Source organism: Streptomyces sp. NPDC016640 (assembly GCF_043076215.1).
Classification (GTDB): domain Bacteria; phylum Actinomycetota; class Actinomycetes; order Streptomycetales; family Streptomycetaceae; genus Streptomyces.
Map to the genome: position 1 here is coordinate 1 of NZ_JBIBRG010000022.1, position 15,562 is coordinate 15,562.

Annotated in this window: 11 protein-coding genes and 3 pseudogenes; 4 read left to right on the forward strand and 10 right to left on the reverse strand. The window is 73.4% G+C overall.

Annotated elements, in window-relative coordinates; translation table 11 throughout:
- The 4 genes and pseudogenes from ACF07S_RS31650 to ACF07S_RS31665 form a co-directional block, all read right to left on the reverse strand.
- Positions 1-215 (reverse strand): annotated as a pseudogene (locus ACF07S_RS31650) (glucose-6-phosphate isomerase); the annotation flags it as partial.
- Positions 208-1,143, reverse strand: coding sequence for a glucose-6-phosphate dehydrogenase assembly protein OpcA (opcA, locus tag ACF07S_RS31655; RefSeq protein ID WP_391975745.1), 936 nt, complete (start codon positions 1,141-1,143; stop codon positions 208-210). The pseudogene ACF07S_RS31650 and the gene opcA, both read right to left, overlap by 8 nt.
- Positions 1,140-2,831, reverse strand: coding sequence for a glucose-6-phosphate dehydrogenase (gene zwf, locus ACF07S_RS31660; protein ID WP_391975746.1), 1,692 nt, complete (start codon positions 2,829-2,831; stop codon positions 1,140-1,142). The genes opcA and zwf overlap by 4 nt, the downstream gene beginning before the upstream one ends.
- Positions 2,828-3,166 (reverse strand): annotated as a pseudogene (locus tag ACF07S_RS31665) (transaldolase family protein); the annotation flags it as partial. The pseudogene ACF07S_RS31665 and the gene zwf, both read right to left, overlap by 4 nt.
- 703 nt (positions 3,167-3,869) lie before the next feature.
- Between ACF07S_RS31665 and ACF07S_RS31670 the strand changes: the two are divergent.
- A pseudogene (locus tag ACF07S_RS31670) lies at positions 3,870-4,658 on the forward strand (helix-turn-helix domain-containing protein); the annotation flags it as partial.
- Positions 4,659-4,800: 142 nt separating this feature from the next.
- Here ACF07S_RS31670 and ACF07S_RS31675 read toward each other — a convergent pair.
- From ACF07S_RS31675 to ACF07S_RS31695, 5 genes are all read right to left on the reverse strand, one after another.
- Positions 4,801-6,195 carry a glycoside hydrolase family 16 protein gene (locus tag ACF07S_RS31675; RefSeq protein WP_391966910.1) on the reverse strand — a complete coding sequence of 465 codons (1,395 nt, stop codon included), beginning with the start codon at positions 6,193-6,195 and terminating at the stop codon, positions 4,801-4,803.
- A 377-nt stretch (positions 6,196-6,572) separates the two neighbouring features.
- The gene (locus ACF07S_RS31680) at positions 6,573-8,684 is read right to left on the reverse strand and encodes an MMPL family transporter (protein WP_391966909.1); all 2,112 of its coding nucleotides are present in this window, start codon (positions 8,682-8,684) and stop codon (positions 6,573-6,575) included.
- A gap of 129 nt (positions 8,685-8,813) precedes the next feature.
- Positions 8,814-9,485: a response regulator gene (locus ACF07S_RS31685; RefSeq protein ID WP_391966908.1), complete on the reverse strand. Its 672-nt coding sequence runs from the start codon at positions 9,483-9,485 to the stop codon at positions 8,814-8,816.
- Positions 9,482-10,678, reverse strand: coding sequence for a sensor histidine kinase (locus tag ACF07S_RS31690; protein WP_391966907.1), 1,197 nt, complete (start codon positions 10,676-10,678; stop codon positions 9,482-9,484). Before ACF07S_RS31690 ends, ACF07S_RS31685 begins: the two co-directional genes overlap by 4 nt.
- Positions 10,679-10,712: 34 nt before the next feature.
- Positions 10,713-10,952 carry a hypothetical protein gene (locus ACF07S_RS31695; RefSeq protein ID WP_391975747.1) on the reverse strand — a complete coding sequence of 80 codons (240 nt, stop codon included), beginning with the start codon at positions 10,950-10,952 and terminating at the stop codon, positions 10,713-10,715.
- Positions 10,953-10,968: 16 nt separating this feature from the next.
- Here ACF07S_RS31695 and ACF07S_RS31700 point away from each other — a divergent pair, with 16 nt between their 5' ends.
- Positions 10,969-12,306, forward strand: coding sequence for a 6-phospho-beta-glucosidase (locus ACF07S_RS31700; RefSeq protein ID WP_391966906.1), 1,338 nt, complete (start codon positions 10,969-10,971; stop codon positions 12,304-12,306).
- 320 nt (positions 12,307-12,626) lie between these two features.
- Here ACF07S_RS31700 and ACF07S_RS31705 read toward each other — a convergent pair whose 3' ends face one another.
- Positions 12,627-13,760, reverse strand: a complete 1,134-nt coding sequence (locus ACF07S_RS31705; RefSeq protein WP_391966905.1) for an ATP-grasp domain-containing protein — start codon at positions 13,758-13,760, stop codon at positions 12,627-12,629.
- A gap of 235 nt (positions 13,761-13,995) precedes the next feature.
- On the opposite strand from ACF07S_RS31705, the gene ACF07S_RS31710 reads away from it, so the two are divergent.
- Positions 13,996-14,853 carry a metallophosphoesterase family protein gene (locus ACF07S_RS31710; RefSeq protein ID WP_391966904.1) on the forward strand — a complete coding sequence of 286 codons (858 nt, stop codon included), beginning with the start codon at positions 13,996-13,998 and terminating at the stop codon, positions 14,851-14,853.
- The gene (locus tag ACF07S_RS31715) at positions 14,850-15,527 is read left to right on the forward strand and encodes a 4'-phosphopantetheinyl transferase (protein WP_391966903.1); all 678 of its coding nucleotides are present in this window, start codon (positions 14,850-14,852) and stop codon (positions 15,525-15,527) included. Before ACF07S_RS31710 ends, ACF07S_RS31715 begins: the two co-directional genes overlap by 4 nt.
- Positions 15,528-15,562: the final 35 nt, after the last annotated feature.

Here is a 15,562-nt window from a genome sequence, read left to right on the forward strand (position 1 = left end):
GCGGCCAGGTCCCGCAGCAGCCGCAGGGTCTCGTCGGTGACCAGGTGCTTGGAGTAGTCGACGTACAGGTCGCCGACCCGGAGGGTGTACGCGGTGCCGCGGCCGGGATCGGCGGCGAACAGCTCGCGCAGGTCGAGACGCGGAAGCACGTCCGCGCGGTGGTTTTCCAGGGCGGCCCACTCGGGGCGCCGGGTCGGCTCGGGGACCTCAGACATGAGCGGGGATCTCCTCGGTGTGCTCGCCGCGCAGGGCGACGGCGTACATCTCGTCCGCGTCGAGGCGCCTGAGCTCCTCGGCGATGAGTTCGGAGGTGGGGCGGACCTTCAGCGCCAGCCGGCGCGGGGGCTGCCCCGGCAGGGTGAGCGTGGCCAGCGGGCCCTCGGGACGGTCGATGACGACCTCGCCGTCCGCGGTGCCCAGCCGGACCGCCGTGACGACCGGTCCGGCGGTCTCCACCCGGTCGACGGGTACCCGCAGCCGTGCCTCCAGCCAGCGCGCCAGCAGCTCGGCGGCCGGGTTGTCGGCCTCGGCCTCCACGGCCGCCGAGGTCACCGTCGCCCGGGCCTGGTCCAGCGCCGCCGCCAGCATGGAACGCCACGGCGTCAGCCTGGTCCAGGCGAGGTCGGTGTCACCGGGCGCGTAGGAACGCACCCGGTTCTCCAGGGCCTCCAGCGGGTTCTCGACCGCGTACAGGTCGGTGATCCGGCGCTGGGCCAGCGCGCCCAGCGGGTCCTTCGCGGGGTCGTCGGGCGCGTCCGACGGCCACCACACCACCACCGGGGCGTCCGGCAGCAGCAGCGGCAGCACCACCGAGTCGGCGTGCTCGGACACCTCGCCGTAGGTCCGCAGCACCACCGTCTCACCCGTGCCCGCCTCCGAGCCGACCCGCACCTCCGCGTCCAGCCGGGAGTGGGTGCGCTCGCGCGGGGTGCGGGCGTGCCGCTTGATGACGACCAGGGTGCGCGCGGGATGCTCGTGCGAGGCCTCCTCGGCCGCCCTGATCGAGTCGTAGGCGTTCTCCTCGTCCGTGACGATCACCATCGTCAGGACCATGCCCACGGCGGGGGTGCCGATGGCGCGGCGCCCCTGCACCAGCGCCTTGTTGACCTTGCTTGCCGTGGTGTCGGTCAGGTCGATCTTCATGGCCTGCGCCAGCTCCGTCCGTCTCGTGCGAGCATCTCGTCGGCTTCCGCGGGTCCCCAGCTGCCCGACGCGTACCGTGCCGGCCTGCCGTGCGAGGCCCAGTACTCCTCGATCGGGTCGAGGATCCTCCAGGACTCCTCCACTTCCTGGTGACGGGGGAAAAGGTTGGCGTCCCCCAGCAGGACGTCCAAGATGAGCCGCTCGTACGCCTCAGGGCTGGACTCGGTGAACGACTCGCCGTAGGCGAAGTCCATCGTCACGTCCCGCAGTTCCATCGACGTTCCCGGCACCTTGGAACCGAACCGGACCGTCATGCCCTCGTCCGGCTGCACCCGGATGACCACCGCGTTCTCGCCGAGTTCCTCGGTGGCGGTGGAGTCGAAGGGGGAGTGCGGCGCCCGTTGGAACACCACCGCGATCTCGGTGACCCGGCGGCCGAGCCGCTTGCCGGTGCGCAGGTAGAAGGGGACGCCCGCCCAGCGCCGGTTGTCCACCCCGAGTTTGATCGCGGCGTAGGTGTCCGTGGCGGAGGCCGGGTCGATGCCCTCCTCCTCCAGGTAGCCGCGCACCTTCGCACCGCCCTGCCAGGCGCCCTCGTACTGTCCGCGCACCGTGTGCAGGTCCAGGTCCTCCGGCAGCCTCACGGCCCGGAACACCTTCAGCTTCTCGGTCAGCAGCGAGGCCGCGTCGAAGGAGGCGGGCTCCTCCATCGCGGTCAGCGCCAGCAGCTGCAGGAGGTGGTTCTGGATGACGTCACGGGCGGCGCCGATGCCGTCGTAGTAGCCCGCGCGGCCGCCGATGCCGATGTCCTCGGCCATGGTGATCTGCACGTGGTCGACGAAGGACCGGTTCCAGATCGGCTCGAACATCTGGTTGGCGAAGCGCAGCGCCAGGATGTTCTGGACGGTCTCCTTGCCCAGGTAGTGGTCGATCCGGAAGACCTGGTCCGGGTCGAACACCTCGTGCACGATCGCGTTCAGTTCCTCGGCCGACCTCAGGTCGTGCCCGAACGGCTTCTCGATGACCGCGCGCCGCCAGGCGCCCCCGGGGGCGTCGGCCAGCCCGTGCTTCTTCAGCTGCTGGACCACCTTCGGGAAGAACTTCGGCGGTACGGAGAGGTAGAAGGCGTAGTTGCCGCTGGTGCCCCGGGAGGCGTCCAGCTCCTCGACGGCCGCGCGCAGGTTCCCGAACGCCGAGTCGTCGTCGAAGTCGCCCGGGACGAAGCGCATGCCCTCGGAGAGCTGCTGCCAGACCTCCTCGCGGAACGGCGTGCGGGCGTGCTCCTCGACCGCGTCGTGCACCACCTGGGCGAAGTCCTGGTCCTCCCACTCCCGGCGGGCGAAGCCGACCAGCGAGAAGCCGGGCGGCAGCAGGCCCCGGTTGGCGAGGTCGTACACGGCCGGCATCAGCTTCCTGCGGGACAGGTCGCCGGTCACCCCGAAGATCACCAGCCCGGAGGGGCCGGCGACCCGGGGCAGGCGACGGTCCCGGGGATCGCGCAGCGGGTTGGACCAGCCGGCCGGGGGCGCGGGCAGGGCCGTGAGCCTCGGATCCGGCTCCTCCGGTGCGGTCACGGCGTCGCCCACCGGGGCGTCCGGTACGGCGTCCACGGCGGGTCCGTCCGTCCCCGCGGGTTCGTCCGTCCCGGCGGGGGTGCCCACCGCCGGCCGGATCGTCTCGTCGGTCATTCCGCGTCAACTCCCTTGCTGTCGAGCGACTTCGTCACCGCGTCCAGCAGCTCCTGCCAGGCGTCCGCGAACTCCGCGCCGCCCTCGTCCGCCGGCTGCCGCACCACCTCGTCGTACGAGGAGCCGAGCCGTTCCACGGCGGCCGGACCGGCCCGCGCCCGGGCGTGACCGCCGGTGACGGTGCCGCCCCGGACCACCTCGCGATCGGTGGTGGCCCCCGGCGTGGTCGCGGTCGTCGTGACGACGGCGCCGGGCGCGACCAGCTCCTCCACGTACAGGGTGTCCCGGTACACCGGGTCCTTCACCCTCGTGGGCGCCCACAGCGGGCGCCGCCCGCCGGGCCGGGAACCACCGGCCCGCGCCGGCCGGCGCGCACCGGGCCGTCCCGGACCGGGGGCGGGGCGGCCCCGGGACGGCTCGTCCGGCCGGACCGGCACGCCCCGGCCGGACAGCCGCCTCGGCGTCCCCGCGCTCGCGGTCGCTTCGCTCACAGTGATCATCTTCTTTCTCGCGATCGTCAACCGCGCGCGTCGGCCGGTGATTCCCCGGGAGACGATGCGTCCTGGCCCACCCGTGAACCGGTACCACGCCGGACCCGCTCCCACCCCGACCGCAACGCGAGCCCGCGTACGCCGGTACGCCCCTACGGGTGAGCACCCGGCCGTGCGGAGTGGCCGGCGGGCGGGCGGCGCCGACGGCACGCCGGCCGAGCGCGGCCGGGCCGGTGCGATGTCTGCCCGCTCGTCTTCAAGAGATCCCCGTTCCGGGCGATGGAGCCCTGTGACGTGTTCAAGAGTAAAAGTCTGACTTATTTGAGGGAAGGTCACGGTGTGTCGGCCCGTGGTGAAAGCGGGACACCGGACGCACGATCGGTGTGTGCCGCGCTGACCTACGGCGGACGGGGGAGAGACGGCAGGCAGGGCTCCGCGGGGCGGAAGGCGCACCGGCGGGGACGGCGACGGTGATGGCGACGGGACCAGAACCTTCCCCTTCCCGGTCGACCGGAGCGTCCTCGGTGTCGGCGTGCGGATCGCCCCGATGGGCCCCGGCGGCATCTGGCGCGCCGGCGCACCGCCGGCCCGGGTGCACCGCATCGACCTCCACCTCGTGATGCTGTTCGACGCCGGACCGGTCCGGCACATGCTCGACTTCACCGAGTACGAGGCCACGGCGGCGATCTGCTGTGGATCCGCCCGGAGCGGGTCCACCGCTTCTCACCGGACGGCGAGTACCGCGGAACCGTGCCGGCCATGCAGCCCGGCTTTCTCCCCCGCGCCACCGTCGGGGCCACCGGCCTCCACCGCCACGACCGCCGGCCCCTGCTCCGCCCCGCCCCGGCGCAACGCGCCGCGCCCGAGGCCGCCCTGGCCCAGCTGCGCCGCGAGCACGAGGACACGGCCACCCTGCCGCCGAGCCTGCACACGGCCGTGCTGCGGCATTCGCCGACCGCGTTCCCGCTGCGCCTGGCCCATCTCGTGGCCGGCTCGGACGAGGCGGCCCGGGAGCGTCCGGGCACCGCCTTCACCCTGTTTCCGGGACGCGGTGGAGCAGGACTTCGCCACCAGCCACAGCGTCAGCGCGTACGCCCGGACGCTCGGTTGCTCGCGCCGCACCCTGCTGCGCGCGGTGCGTGCCGCGACCGGCGGGACGCCCGGGTCCTTCATCGACGGACGCGTGGTCCTCGGGGCCAAGCGCCTCCTGGCGCACACCGGTCTGCCGATCGGCCGGGCCGGGGCGGCCGTCGGGTTCCCGGACGCCGCGAACCTCTCCAGGTTCTTCCTGCAGCACACCGACACGACGCCGGCGGCGTTCCGCGCGGAGCTGCGGCAGTCCGTACGGACGCCGCGCGGCAGCCCGTGCGGACGGCGCGCGGATCCCGGTGGCGGACACGGGTCCGGACCTGCGAAAGAGGGCTCCACGCACGCGTGGAGCCCTCTTTCCCGGCCGGAGGGGCCGGTGTGGGGGGTGCTCAGTGGCCGAAGGTGAACCAGTTGACGTTCACGAAGTCCGCCGGCTGGCCGCTGGTGAAGGTCAGGTAGACGTCGTGCGTCCCGGTCACGTTGGCGATGTTCGCCGGGATCGTCCGCCAGGACTGCCAGCCGCCCGTGTTGCCCACCGCGAAGCTGCCGATGGGCGCGTTGCCCCGGCTGTCCAGGCGCACCTCGACCAGCCCGGTCACGTTGGCGCCGGCGCCGCTCGCCACCCGTGCGGAGAACTGCCGTGCCGCGGTCGAACCGAAGTTGACGCCCTTGAACTGCAGCCAGTCACCGTTGGCCAGCGCGCCGACGTTCTGCCCGCCGCCGGAGTCCGAGGTCGCCTCCGTCATCACACCGGACTGGGCGTCGTAGGACTCGGCCTGGACGGCGGTGTAGGCGTCACGGTTGCCGGTGGGCGGGGGAGTGGTGCCACCGCCGGAGGTCAGCACCTGGACGTAGTCCACCAGCATGGAGTGGCCGGGCCGGGTGCCGGCGTCCGGGCCGCCGCCGAAGGCGTCGGGGAAGCCGCCGCCCATCGCCACGTTGAGGATGACGAAGTAGCCGTGGTTCGTGGCGTTGGTCCAGGTCGTCGCGTCGACCTGGTTCTCCCGGACGGTGTGGTAGTTGTTGCCGTCCAGGTAGAAGCGGATCTCCTCCACATCGGCCGAGCGGTCCCACTCCATCCGGTACGTGTGGAAGCCGGCCTGGCACGTCGTGCCCTGGCAGGTGGTCGAACCGCCGATGCCGCTGGTCTCGTTGCACGGGCCGCCCGGCGAGGTGCCGCAGTGCATCGTGGCGAACACGGTGTTGTTGCCCTGCGTGTTCTCCATGATGTCCAGCTCGCCGACGGCGGGCCAGTTCCAGTAGTTGCCCCGGTAGGGCGAGCCCAGCATCCAGAACGCCGGCCAGTAGCCCTTGGCCGCGGCGCCGGTGACGTTCGGCACCTGGATGCGGCTCTCCACGCGGAGCCTGCCGCCGGCCGGGGGCTGGAAGTCGGTGCGGTTGGTCTCGATGCGGCCGGAGGTCCAGTTGCCGGAGGCGTCGCGGCGCGGGGTGATGCGGAGGTTGCCGTTGCCGTCCAGGGAGACGTTGTCCGGGTGGGACGTCATCGTCTCGATCTCGCCGGTGCCCCAGTTGGCGGGGCCGCCCGGGTAACCCTTGCCGGTGGCGTACCGCCAGTTGGAGGTGTTGACGCCGCTGCCCGCGGCGCCGTCGAAGTCGTCGGCGAAGACCTGGGTCCAGCCGGACGGGGGAGGCGGCGCGGAGGCGCTCGCGGGCGAGCCGGCCGCGGTGGCTGCTCCCGCCGCGAGAGCGAGCGTGCTGACGACGGCGGCCAGCGCCCGTCTCAGGGGGCGGGGGCGGCGCAGGGTGCGGAGGGTGTCGCTCATGTGGGGATGCCCTCTCGGGTTCGGTGACCTGTGCGGGGACGAGCTTTCGAGAGCCCGGAACATCGCTGAGAGCGCTCTCACGTTGGCGCCAATGTGCTCCGCGGCCCCACCGCCGTCAAGAGGTGTAACCGGGAAACCTCCCGTGAACGGGGAGAGTTCACCTCTCGAATGGCGCGAATGGGTGCAAGCGCGCCGCCCGCCGCTCCGTTCGACCACAGGGGCTGGGCCTGCTCGGCCCGACCGGCGGCGGTGGCCGGGGAGGCCGGGCCCCCAGGCGACCGAGGACCGGACCGGAGCCCCCGTGGACGGGGAGCCCGGGTCCGGGGCCCTGCCGTCCGAGGGGGTCGCGGGTCCTTTCCGTCGCGGGGAGGAAGTGCTCAGACCCCGGTCGGTACCCGTGGCCGGGGTGCTGCCTCGGCCGGCTCCTCGTGCAGGCCGAAGCGGTCGTGGACCCGGCGCAGGGGTGCCGGGGCCCACCAGGCGCGGCGGCCGAGCAGGGCCATGGTGGCCGGGACCAGGAGCATCTGGACGACGGTCGCGTCGATGAGGACGGCCAGGGTGAGGCCCAGGCCGATCTGCAGGATCGGCGAGAAGCCGCCCGTCATGAAGGCGGCGAAGACCACCGCCAGCAGCAGCGCCGCGCAGGCGACCACCCTGCCCGAGCGGCGCAGCCCGTCCACCACGGCCTCCGCGTCGTCGCCGGTGCGCTGCCGCGCCTCGCGCATCCGGGCCAGGATGAACAGCTCGTAGTCCATGGCGAGTCCGAACGCGATCGCGACGATCAGCGGTGGCGCGGTGAGACTGAGCGCGCCCAGCCCCTCCGCGCCCAGCAGCCCGGCCAGATGACCGTCCTGGAAGACCCACACCACCACGCCCAGCGCGGCGGCCAGGCTGAGCAGCGTCGTCGCGATGGTGCGCAGCGGCAGCAGCACCGAACCGGTGAACGCGAAGAGCAGCACGAAGATGCCGGCCAGGACGGTCAGGGCCGCCCAGGGCGCCCGGTCGGCGAGCATCTCGCGGAAGTCGACCAGCCGGGCCGCGGGCCCGGTGACCTCGACCGGTTCGTCGCCGCGCACCTCCCGCACCCGTTCGACCAGGCCGGTCGCCTTCTCGCCGTCGGCCTCGCCGGGGGGCCGGATCTCCAGCACCGTGGCACCGCCGGGAAGTTCACGGGCCGCGGTGGCCGGGGCCAGCGCGCGGATCCCGTCGGTGGTCACGGCGTCGGTGCCGGGCCGGACGACGACGGTGATCGGCGTGACCCCGGCGCCGGGCGGGAAGTGGTCGCCCACGGTGTCGTGCAGCTGCCGGGCCTCGCTGTCCGTGGGCAGCTGCCGCGCGTCCCCGATGGCGATCTTCATTCCGGCCACCGGTACCGCGAGGACCAGCAGCACCGGGACGGCCACGGCCAGGACGGCGATCCGGCGCCGGGCCGCGAAACGGGCGATCCGTGCGAAGAACCGGCCCTCCTCGCCCTCCGGCAGTTCCTTCGCCGGGGTGATCCGCCCGCCGAACCGGGCCAGCATCGCGGGCAGCAGGGTGAGTGCGGCGAGCATGTCGATGACGACCACGGCGGCGACCGCCAGGCCCATGCTGCGCAGGAACACGCTCGGGAAGACCAGCAGCCCGGTCAGGCTGACGGCCACCGTGAGCCCGGAGAACAGCACCGTCCGTCCGGCCGCCGCGACCGTGCGGTGCACCGCCTCGACGACGTCCTCGGTGTGCCGGCGCTCCTCCCGGAAACGCATCAGCATCAGCAGGGCGTAGTCCACGGCGAGTCCGAGCCCCAGCATCGTCGTCACCTGGATCGCGTACACGGAGATGTCCGTGACCTCACTGAAGAGGAAGAGCGCCAGGAAGGCCCCCGCGATCCCGCTGACCGCGATGACCAGCGGCAGCAGAGCCGAACGCAGCCCGCCGAACACCACGAGCAGCAGCGCCAGCACCACTGGCAGGGAGACCATTTCCGCGAACTTGACGTCCTTCTGGGCCTGCTCGCTGAGCTGCTGTCCCAGCAGCGGGCCTCCGCTCACATGGACGTCGGGGGCGTCGATCTCCCTGATCCGGTCGGCCGCCGCGTCGAGCGTGCGCTCCTCGGCGTCGCCGTCCAGACCGCCCTCGAGCGTGACGGGGATGATCAGCGCCTGCCCGTCCCGCGCGGTCAGGCCGCGCGTGGTGTACGGGTCGGGCACGGCGGCGACCCCGGCCACCTTCCGGACGTCGGTGACGGCCCGCTCGACCTCGGCGCGCAGCTTCGCGTCCGAGACGGTGGTGCCGGCCACCACGCCGGTGATCGACTCGCCGGCCGGGTCCTCCCGGTCCAGGTACTGGGCGGCCGACTCCGATTCGGTTCCGGGGACTTCGGGCACGTTGTCGGAGAGCCGCGCGAAGACGCCGGTCCCCAGCCCGAAGCCCAGCAGCAGGAAGAGCCCCCACAGGAGCATCACGGTCAAGGGGCGGCGGGTGGCCGCCCGGGCGAGTGCGGTGAGCACGGTCCCTCCAGGCGATTGACGGTCTGTCATCGCTTCCACAGTGGCGCCGCGGGGCGGTCCACCGGATCGCCGGAGGGAGCGGTTGTCGGCCCTCGCCCGTACGGGGGAGACGGCCCCCTTCCTCACCCCTCAGGGGGAGCCCGGGGTGATCAGGCCCGACTCGTACGCGCGGATCACCGCCTGTACCCGGTCCCTGAGACCGAGCTTGCTCAGCACGTTGCTCACATGGGTCTTGACGGTGTGCTCGCTGACGAACAAGGTCGTGGCGATCTCCGCGTTGGACAGGCCGCGGGCCAGCAGCCGCAGGGTCTCCGTCTCGCGGGCGGTGAGCGCGTCCAGGCGCTGCGGGGCGGGGGCCTCGGCGGCGGTCCGTTCCCGGCGGCACCGCACGATGTCCGCGACCAGCCGACGGGTCACCGCCGGGGCGAGCAGCGAGTCCCCGGCCGCGACGACCCGTACCGCGTGCACCAGGTCGTCCCGGCGCACGTCCTTCAGCAGGAAGCCGCTGGCGCCCGCGTACAGGGCCTCGTACACGTACTCGTCCAGGTCGAAGGTGGTCAGCATGACCACCTTGCAGCCCGACTGCGCGCACACCAGGCGGGCCGCCTCGAGGCCGTCCATCACCGGCATGCGGATGTCGAGCAGCAGTACGTCCGGGGCGTGCCGGCGCACCGCCGCGACGGCCTCCTCGCCGTCCCCGGCCTCGGCGACCACCTCGATGTCGTCCTGGGCGTCGAGGATCATGCCGAAGCCGGCCCGCACCAGCTCCTGGTCGTCGGCGACGACCACCCGGATGCTCACCCGAGGGCCCCCTGCCGGCCGGCGGCCACGGGCAGGCGCACGACGACCCGGAAGCCGCCGTCCGGACCGCTGCCGGTCTCGGCCCTGCCCCCGCAGGCGGCGGCCCGCTCGCGGATGCCGATCAGCCCGTGGCCGCCGATCGGCGCGGACGGGCCCCGTCCGTCGTCCGTCATCGTGAGGGTCACGTGGTCCTCCGACCAGTCCAGCTCCACCACCGCGCGGGAGGCACGGGCGTGCTTCACGGTGTTGGTGAGTGCTTCCTGGACCACACGATAGGCCGCCACCTCGGTGTCCGAGGACAGCGGGCAGGGCTCGCCCGTCGTGCGCAGCTCGGTGCGCAGCCCCGTGGACTCCTCCACCTGGCGCACGAGCCGCGGCAGCGCGGCCACGCTCGGCTGCGGCAGCCGCCGCGCGACCTCGCCGTCCGGCCGTTCCTCCTTCAGCACGCCCAGGATGCGGCGCAGTTGGGCCATCGCGTCCCGTCCGGTCGTCGCGATGGTGTCGAAGGTGGCCGCCGCGCGTTCCGGATCCTTGCGCACCACCACCGGCCCGGCCTCCGCCTGCACCACCATCAGGCTCACCGCGTGCGCCAGGATGTCGTGCATGTCCCGGGCGATCCGGGAGCGTTCCTCGGCGCGGGCCCGCGCGGTGTCCGCGGCCCGCTCCCGTTCCAGCCGGCGGGCCCGGTCCTCCAGTTCGGTGGTGTACGCCCGCTGCACCCGGGCGAGCACTCCGAGGGCGTAGGCGCAGACGAGGCCCATCAGGTGGAAGGCGTACTCGAAGGGCTGCTTGTCCGCCTGGTGCTGCATGGTCACGACGACCCCGATCACCCAGCCGGTGAGCATCAGCCGCCGCTGCCAGGGCCGGGCCAGGGCGGCCAGGGTGTACAGGACCACCATTCCGCCGTACATCACGTCCGGCGGCGGCGCGTGGTACAGCGCCTGCGCCGGGGTGGCGGCCGACACGGCCCACGCGGACGCGCACGGCGACCGGCGGCGCCAGACCAGCGGTACGGCCGTGGCGGCGGCGAGCAGCCAGCCCTGCCACGTCAACCGGTCGTCGCCCTTGCCGGGGAAGATCCAGTGCAGGGACACGGCGAACAGCACGAGCGCGGCGAGCGCCGTGTCGAGGGCGTACGGATTCGCCGAACGCCAGCGGGTGACGACCGGCGTGAAGGCGGACCGGAGGGACATGGGCGGCTCCTCGGGGACGGGGGACGATCCAGTATCACGAGGGCCGGCCCGCCCGGTCCTCACCGGTGAGAGGGATTTCGTCCCGGCTGCCGGCCCGGGGCCCCGGAGGTACCGCGGGCCGCAGTGCCGGGCCGAGGACCGGGATCCGGGAGCCGGCGCACGGGACGACGACCGGGGCGGCCACCGACGGCGCGTCCGGGGTGATCAGGCCGTCGCGGCGGGCGGCTGCCCGGCCGCGCGGCGCGCCACGAGTAGGGTCGTCCCCGGTCGGCATGGAGGGAAGGTGCGGTGTGAGGCTGACGATTCTGGGCGGCGGAGGCTTCCGCGTGCCCCTGGTGTACGGGGCACTGCTCGGCGACCACGCCGAGGGGCGGGTCACCCGGGTCGTCCTGCACGACGTGGACGCGGGCAGGCTGCGGGCGATCACCCGGGTCCTCGCCGAGCAGGCCGCCGGCGTGCCCGACGCCCCCGAGGTGTCCGCCACCACGGACCTCGACGACGCGTTGCGCGGCGCCGACTTCGTCTTCTCCGCGATCCGCGTCGGCGGCCTGGAGGGCAGGGCGAACGACGAACGGGTCGCCCTGGCCGAGGGTGTGCTCGGCCAGGAGACGGTCGGCGCGGGCGGCATCGCCTACGGTCTGCGCACCGTCCCCGTCGCCGTCGACATCGCCCGCAGGGTGGCCCGCCTCGCACCCGACGCCTGGGTCATCAACTTCACCAACCCCGCCGGCCTGGTCACCGAGGCCATGTCCCGGCACCTGGGCGACCGCGTCATCGGCATCTGCGACTCACCGGTCGGTCTCGGCCGCCGTATCGCCCGGGTCCTCGGCGCCCGACCGCGGGAGGCGTGGATCGACTACGTCGGCCTCAACCACCTCGGCTGGGTACGCGGACTGCGCGTCGCCGGCCGTGACGAACTGCCCCGGCTGCTCGACGACCCCGCACTGCTCGGCTCCTTCGAGGAGGGCCGGCTCTTCGGCGCCGACTGGCTCCGCTCCCTGGGCGCGATCCCCAACGAGTACCTGCACTACTACTACTTCAACCGCGAGGCCGTCCACGCCTACCAGCGGGCCGAGCGCACCAGGGGAGCGTTCCTGCGCGACCAGCAGGAACAGTTCTACGCGGGGGCCAGCGCCCCCGGCGTGCCCGCACTGGACCTGTGGGAGCGCACCCGCGCCGAACGCGAGGCCACCTACATGGCCGAGAACCGGGAAGCGGCGGGCGCGGGCGAGCGCGAGGCCGACGACCTGTCCGGCGGCTACGAGAAGGTGGCCCTCGCCCTGATGCGCGCCGTCGCCCGTGACGAACGCACCACCCTGATCCTCAACGTCCGCAACCGCGGCACCCTCGCGCCGCTGGACGAGGACGCCGTGATCGAGGTCCCCTGCCTGGTGGACGCCGGCGGCGCGCACCCCGTCTCCGTCGACCCGCTGCCCGGTCACGCCACCGGTCTGGTCTGCGCCGTCAAGGCCGTCGAACGCGAGGTGCTGGCCGCCGCCCGGTCGGGCTCCCGCACGACAGCGGTCAAGGCGTTCGCACTGCACCCGCTGGTGGACTCCGTGACCGTGGCCCGGCGGCTCGTCGACGGCTACACCGCCGTCCACCCCGGCCTCGGCTACCTCGGCTAGGACTCCCCCGGCGCCGTGCCGTCCGCCCTCTCCGGGAGGGCCGGTCCGCGGTGCCGCTGCCGCCGCCGGCCGAGTGCGCGGCCGGGTCCGCGAAGGCCGTCGAGGAGGGCGCGGGCACGATCGCAGCGCCCCGCCGAACACGGGTGCGGGCACGGGAACGGCTTCGGATCGGCCGGTCGCCCCCCGTGACAGCGGCCGACCGACCCGAACCCCCCGTTCCCCCGTGCTTCCCCCCGGCGGCTTCCCCAGTCGCCTACACCGTTAAGAGTCCGCGGACCGGCCCCTGATACACCCCTGGCCGGGATTTCCCGGAAATACTTTCAGGTGCGTGCTCCGGTCGCCGTCCTCGGCTCCACCGGCGCCGCCGGAGCCGGTACGGCGTCCAGCGCGGCCGTGGGCACATCGGCACGCTGCTGCCGCGGCGGCAACGGCACCGGCAGCAGCGGGCGCGGACCGGACACCACCGAGTAGTCCTGGCCGAGGAACGGCGGTGACATCTCGCCCGGGTCGTCGCCGAGCGCCAGCCGCACGGCGGCCCACGGGGCGTTCACCCCGCACAGCGACAGCTGGTGCAGCCCGCCCGCGGGGCGGGTGTTGACGTCCATGAGCACGGGCCGCTCGCCGAACATCCGGAACTGGATGTTGGACAGGTGGTGCAGCCCGAAGCCCTCCGCGATCCGCCGGGCCGGCTCCAGCCACTGCTCGTGCAGCGTGAAGCCCCGGCGCCGTCCGTTCTTGGTGCGCCCCACCGCCAGCCGGATCCGGTTGTCGGTCCCGGTGAGGCAGTCCACCGACACCTCGGGCTCCTCCAGGCGCGGCATCACCAGCCAGTCCACCGGCTCGTCGGCCTGCCGCACGGCGTCCAGCACCGGACCGAGCGCTACGTACGGGCTCGGGAAGCCGCTCAGCTGCGCGAGCGAGAACGGGGCGCGGGTGATCATCCTGAAACCCACCCCGCCCGCACCGGACGCGGGTTTGAAGCAGGCCCGGTGGCCCCGCGCCTCCAACTCGTCCACAGCGGCGAGGAGTTCGTCCGCACAGCGCACCCGCCACCACGGCGGCACGGGCACCCCGATCGCCTGCACCGCCTCGTAGGCGATCACCTTGTCCCGGAACACGGCCACCGCCTCGGGCGGCGGCGCCAGCAGCGCCGTACCGGCCGCCTCGAACTCGGCGCGGTGCGCGACGACCGCCGCCTGGTGCAGCCGGGGCACGAACACGTCGATGCCGCGCCGCTCGCACTGGGCGAGCGCGTACTCGACGTACGCCGCCGGCGACAGCCCCTCGGGCTCCAGGTCGGCGGTGTCCGCGGCGGCCAGCACGGGGGAGTCGGGATCGCCGTGGGTGGCATGGATCTCGACGGCCCGGTCGTCGGGATTTCTCCTCAGCTGATCCATGAAGAACACGTTCTCCGCGTACGTGCGGTTGAGCCAGACGCGTACGCGAGAGACCATGCAGGCCGCCTTTCACGGTTCGCGGGCAGGGCTCGGCGGCCCGTTGCCCGGGCAAGACACAGGGAGGGTCGCCAAACGGCCCTGGACGAAGGGCGGGTCATGGCGGTGGTGCCGCAGATCATACGGCTTCGGCGGCGGTTCCGGACACCACGGGCATATGACGGGCCGAGCTTGTCCCGGCGGCACGAATGTGATCTCGTGGTGCCGTTCGTGACGGCTGAAGGGGCGACGGGTGATGTCGGGTACAGGCGGCGGCGGACGGATGTGGGCCATCAGCGACCTGCACATCGGCTACGACGAGAACCGTGCCCTGGTCGAGCGGATGCGGCCCGAGACGGACGAGGACTGGCTGCTGGTGGCCGGTGACGTCGCGGAGACCGTGGAGGACATCCGCTGGGCCCTCAAGACCCTCGCGGGACGGTTCGCCAAGGTCGTCTGGGTGCCCGGCAACCACGAGCTGTGGACCCATCCGCGCGACGCGGTCACCCTGCGCGGCGTGGCCCGCTACGACCACCTCGTCGAACAGTGCCGCGACCTCGGGGTGGTCACGCCCGAGGACCCCTACCCCGTCTGGGACGGCCCCGGCGGCCCGGTGACCGTCGCACCGCTGTTCCTGCTGTACGACTACTCCTTCCTGCCGTCCGGGTGCGCCACCAAGGACGAGGGACTGGCCTACGCCGAGGGCACCGGCGTCGTCTGCACCGACGAGCATCTGCTCCACCCCGACCCGTACCCGAGCCGGGAGGCCTGGTGCCGGGCACGGGTCGCCGAGACCGAGCGCCGGCTCGCCGAGCTGCCCGACGACCGCCCGCTCGTCCTCGTCAACCACTATCCGCTGCACCGCCATCCGACGGAGGTGCTGTGGTACCCCGAGTTCGCCATGTGGTGCGGCACCGTGCTGACCGACGACTGGCACCGGAGGTTCCCCGTCCACACCATGGTCTACGGCCATCTGCACATCCCCCGGACCACCTCGCAGGACGGTGTCCGGTTCGAAGAGGTGTCGGTCGGCTACCCGCGCGAGTGGCGCAAGCGGTCGCAGCCGCCGGGGCGGCTGCGCCGGATCGTGCCCGAGGAGGACGAGAGACGATGATCGAGGAACTGCTGCCGCAGACGGTGGTCTCCGTCGAGGCCTACGGCGACGAGGGCGTCGACGCGCCGCTGTACCCCGAGGAGGAGGCGCTGATCGAGCGGGCCGTCCCCAAACGCCGCCGGGAGTTCACCGCCGTACGCTCCTGCGCCCGCCGCGCGATGGAAAAGCTCGGCGTGCCGGCGCACCCGGTGCTGCCCGGTGAACGCGGCGCTCCCGGCTGGCCGGCCGGGGTGGCCGGCAGCATGACCCACTGCCAGGGCTACTGCGCCGCCGCCCTGGTCCGCGCCGGCGACCTGGCCTCCCTCGGGATCGACGCCGAGGTCCACGGGCCGCTGCCCGACGGCGTGCTGTCCGCCGTGGCGCTGCCGGACGAGGCGGCACGCATCGCCCGGCTGACCGGGGAACTGCCCGCCGTGCACTGGGACCGGCTGCTGTTCAGCGCCAAGGAGTCCGTCTACAAGGCGTGGTTCCCCCTCACCAGGAAGTGGCTGGACTTCCACGAGGCCGACATCGACCTCTTCCCCGACGACGACGCGCACCACCGCGGCGGCTTCCGCGCCACCCTCCTCGTGCCGGGCCCCCGCGTGGGCAGCGAGGTGCTCGACCACTTCACCGGCCGCTGGACCACCCGGGGAGACCTGATCGCCACGGCGGTGGTCGTACCCCACGGCTGAACACGTCGGCGGCGGCCCGTCCCGGGGCGGCGGCC

Coding starts and splice junctions, on each gene's coding strand:
- ACF07S_RS31675 (WP_391966910.1), bottom strand. CDS start 6,195: ATGAGCGACACCCTCCGCACCCTGCGCCGCCCCCGCCCCCTGAGACGG.
- ACF07S_RS31710 (WP_391966904.1), top strand. CDS start 13,996: ATGTCGGGTACAGGCGGCGGCGGACGGATGTGGGCCATCAGCGACCTG.
- ACF07S_RS31715 (WP_391966903.1), top strand. CDS start 14,850: ATGATCGAGGAACTGCTGCCGCAGACGGTGGTCTCCGTCGAGGCCTAC.
- ACF07S_RS31705 (WP_391966905.1), bottom strand. CDS start 13,760: ATGGTCTCTCGCGTACGCGTCTGGCTCAACCGCACGTACGCGGAGAAC.
- ACF07S_RS31695 (WP_391975747.1), bottom strand. CDS start 10,952: ATGCCGACCGGGGACGACCCTACTCGTGGCGCGCCGCGCGGCCGGGCA.
- zwf (WP_391975746.1), bottom strand. CDS start 2,831: ATGACCGACGAGACGATCCGGCCGGCGGTGGGCACCCCCGCCGGGACG.
- opcA (WP_391975745.1), bottom strand. CDS start 1,143: ATGAAGATCGACCTGACCGACACCACGGCAAGCAAGGTCAACAAGGCG.
- ACF07S_RS31690 (WP_391966907.1), bottom strand. CDS start 10,678: ATGTCCCTCCGGTCCGCCTTCACGCCGGTCGTCACCCGCTGGCGTTCG.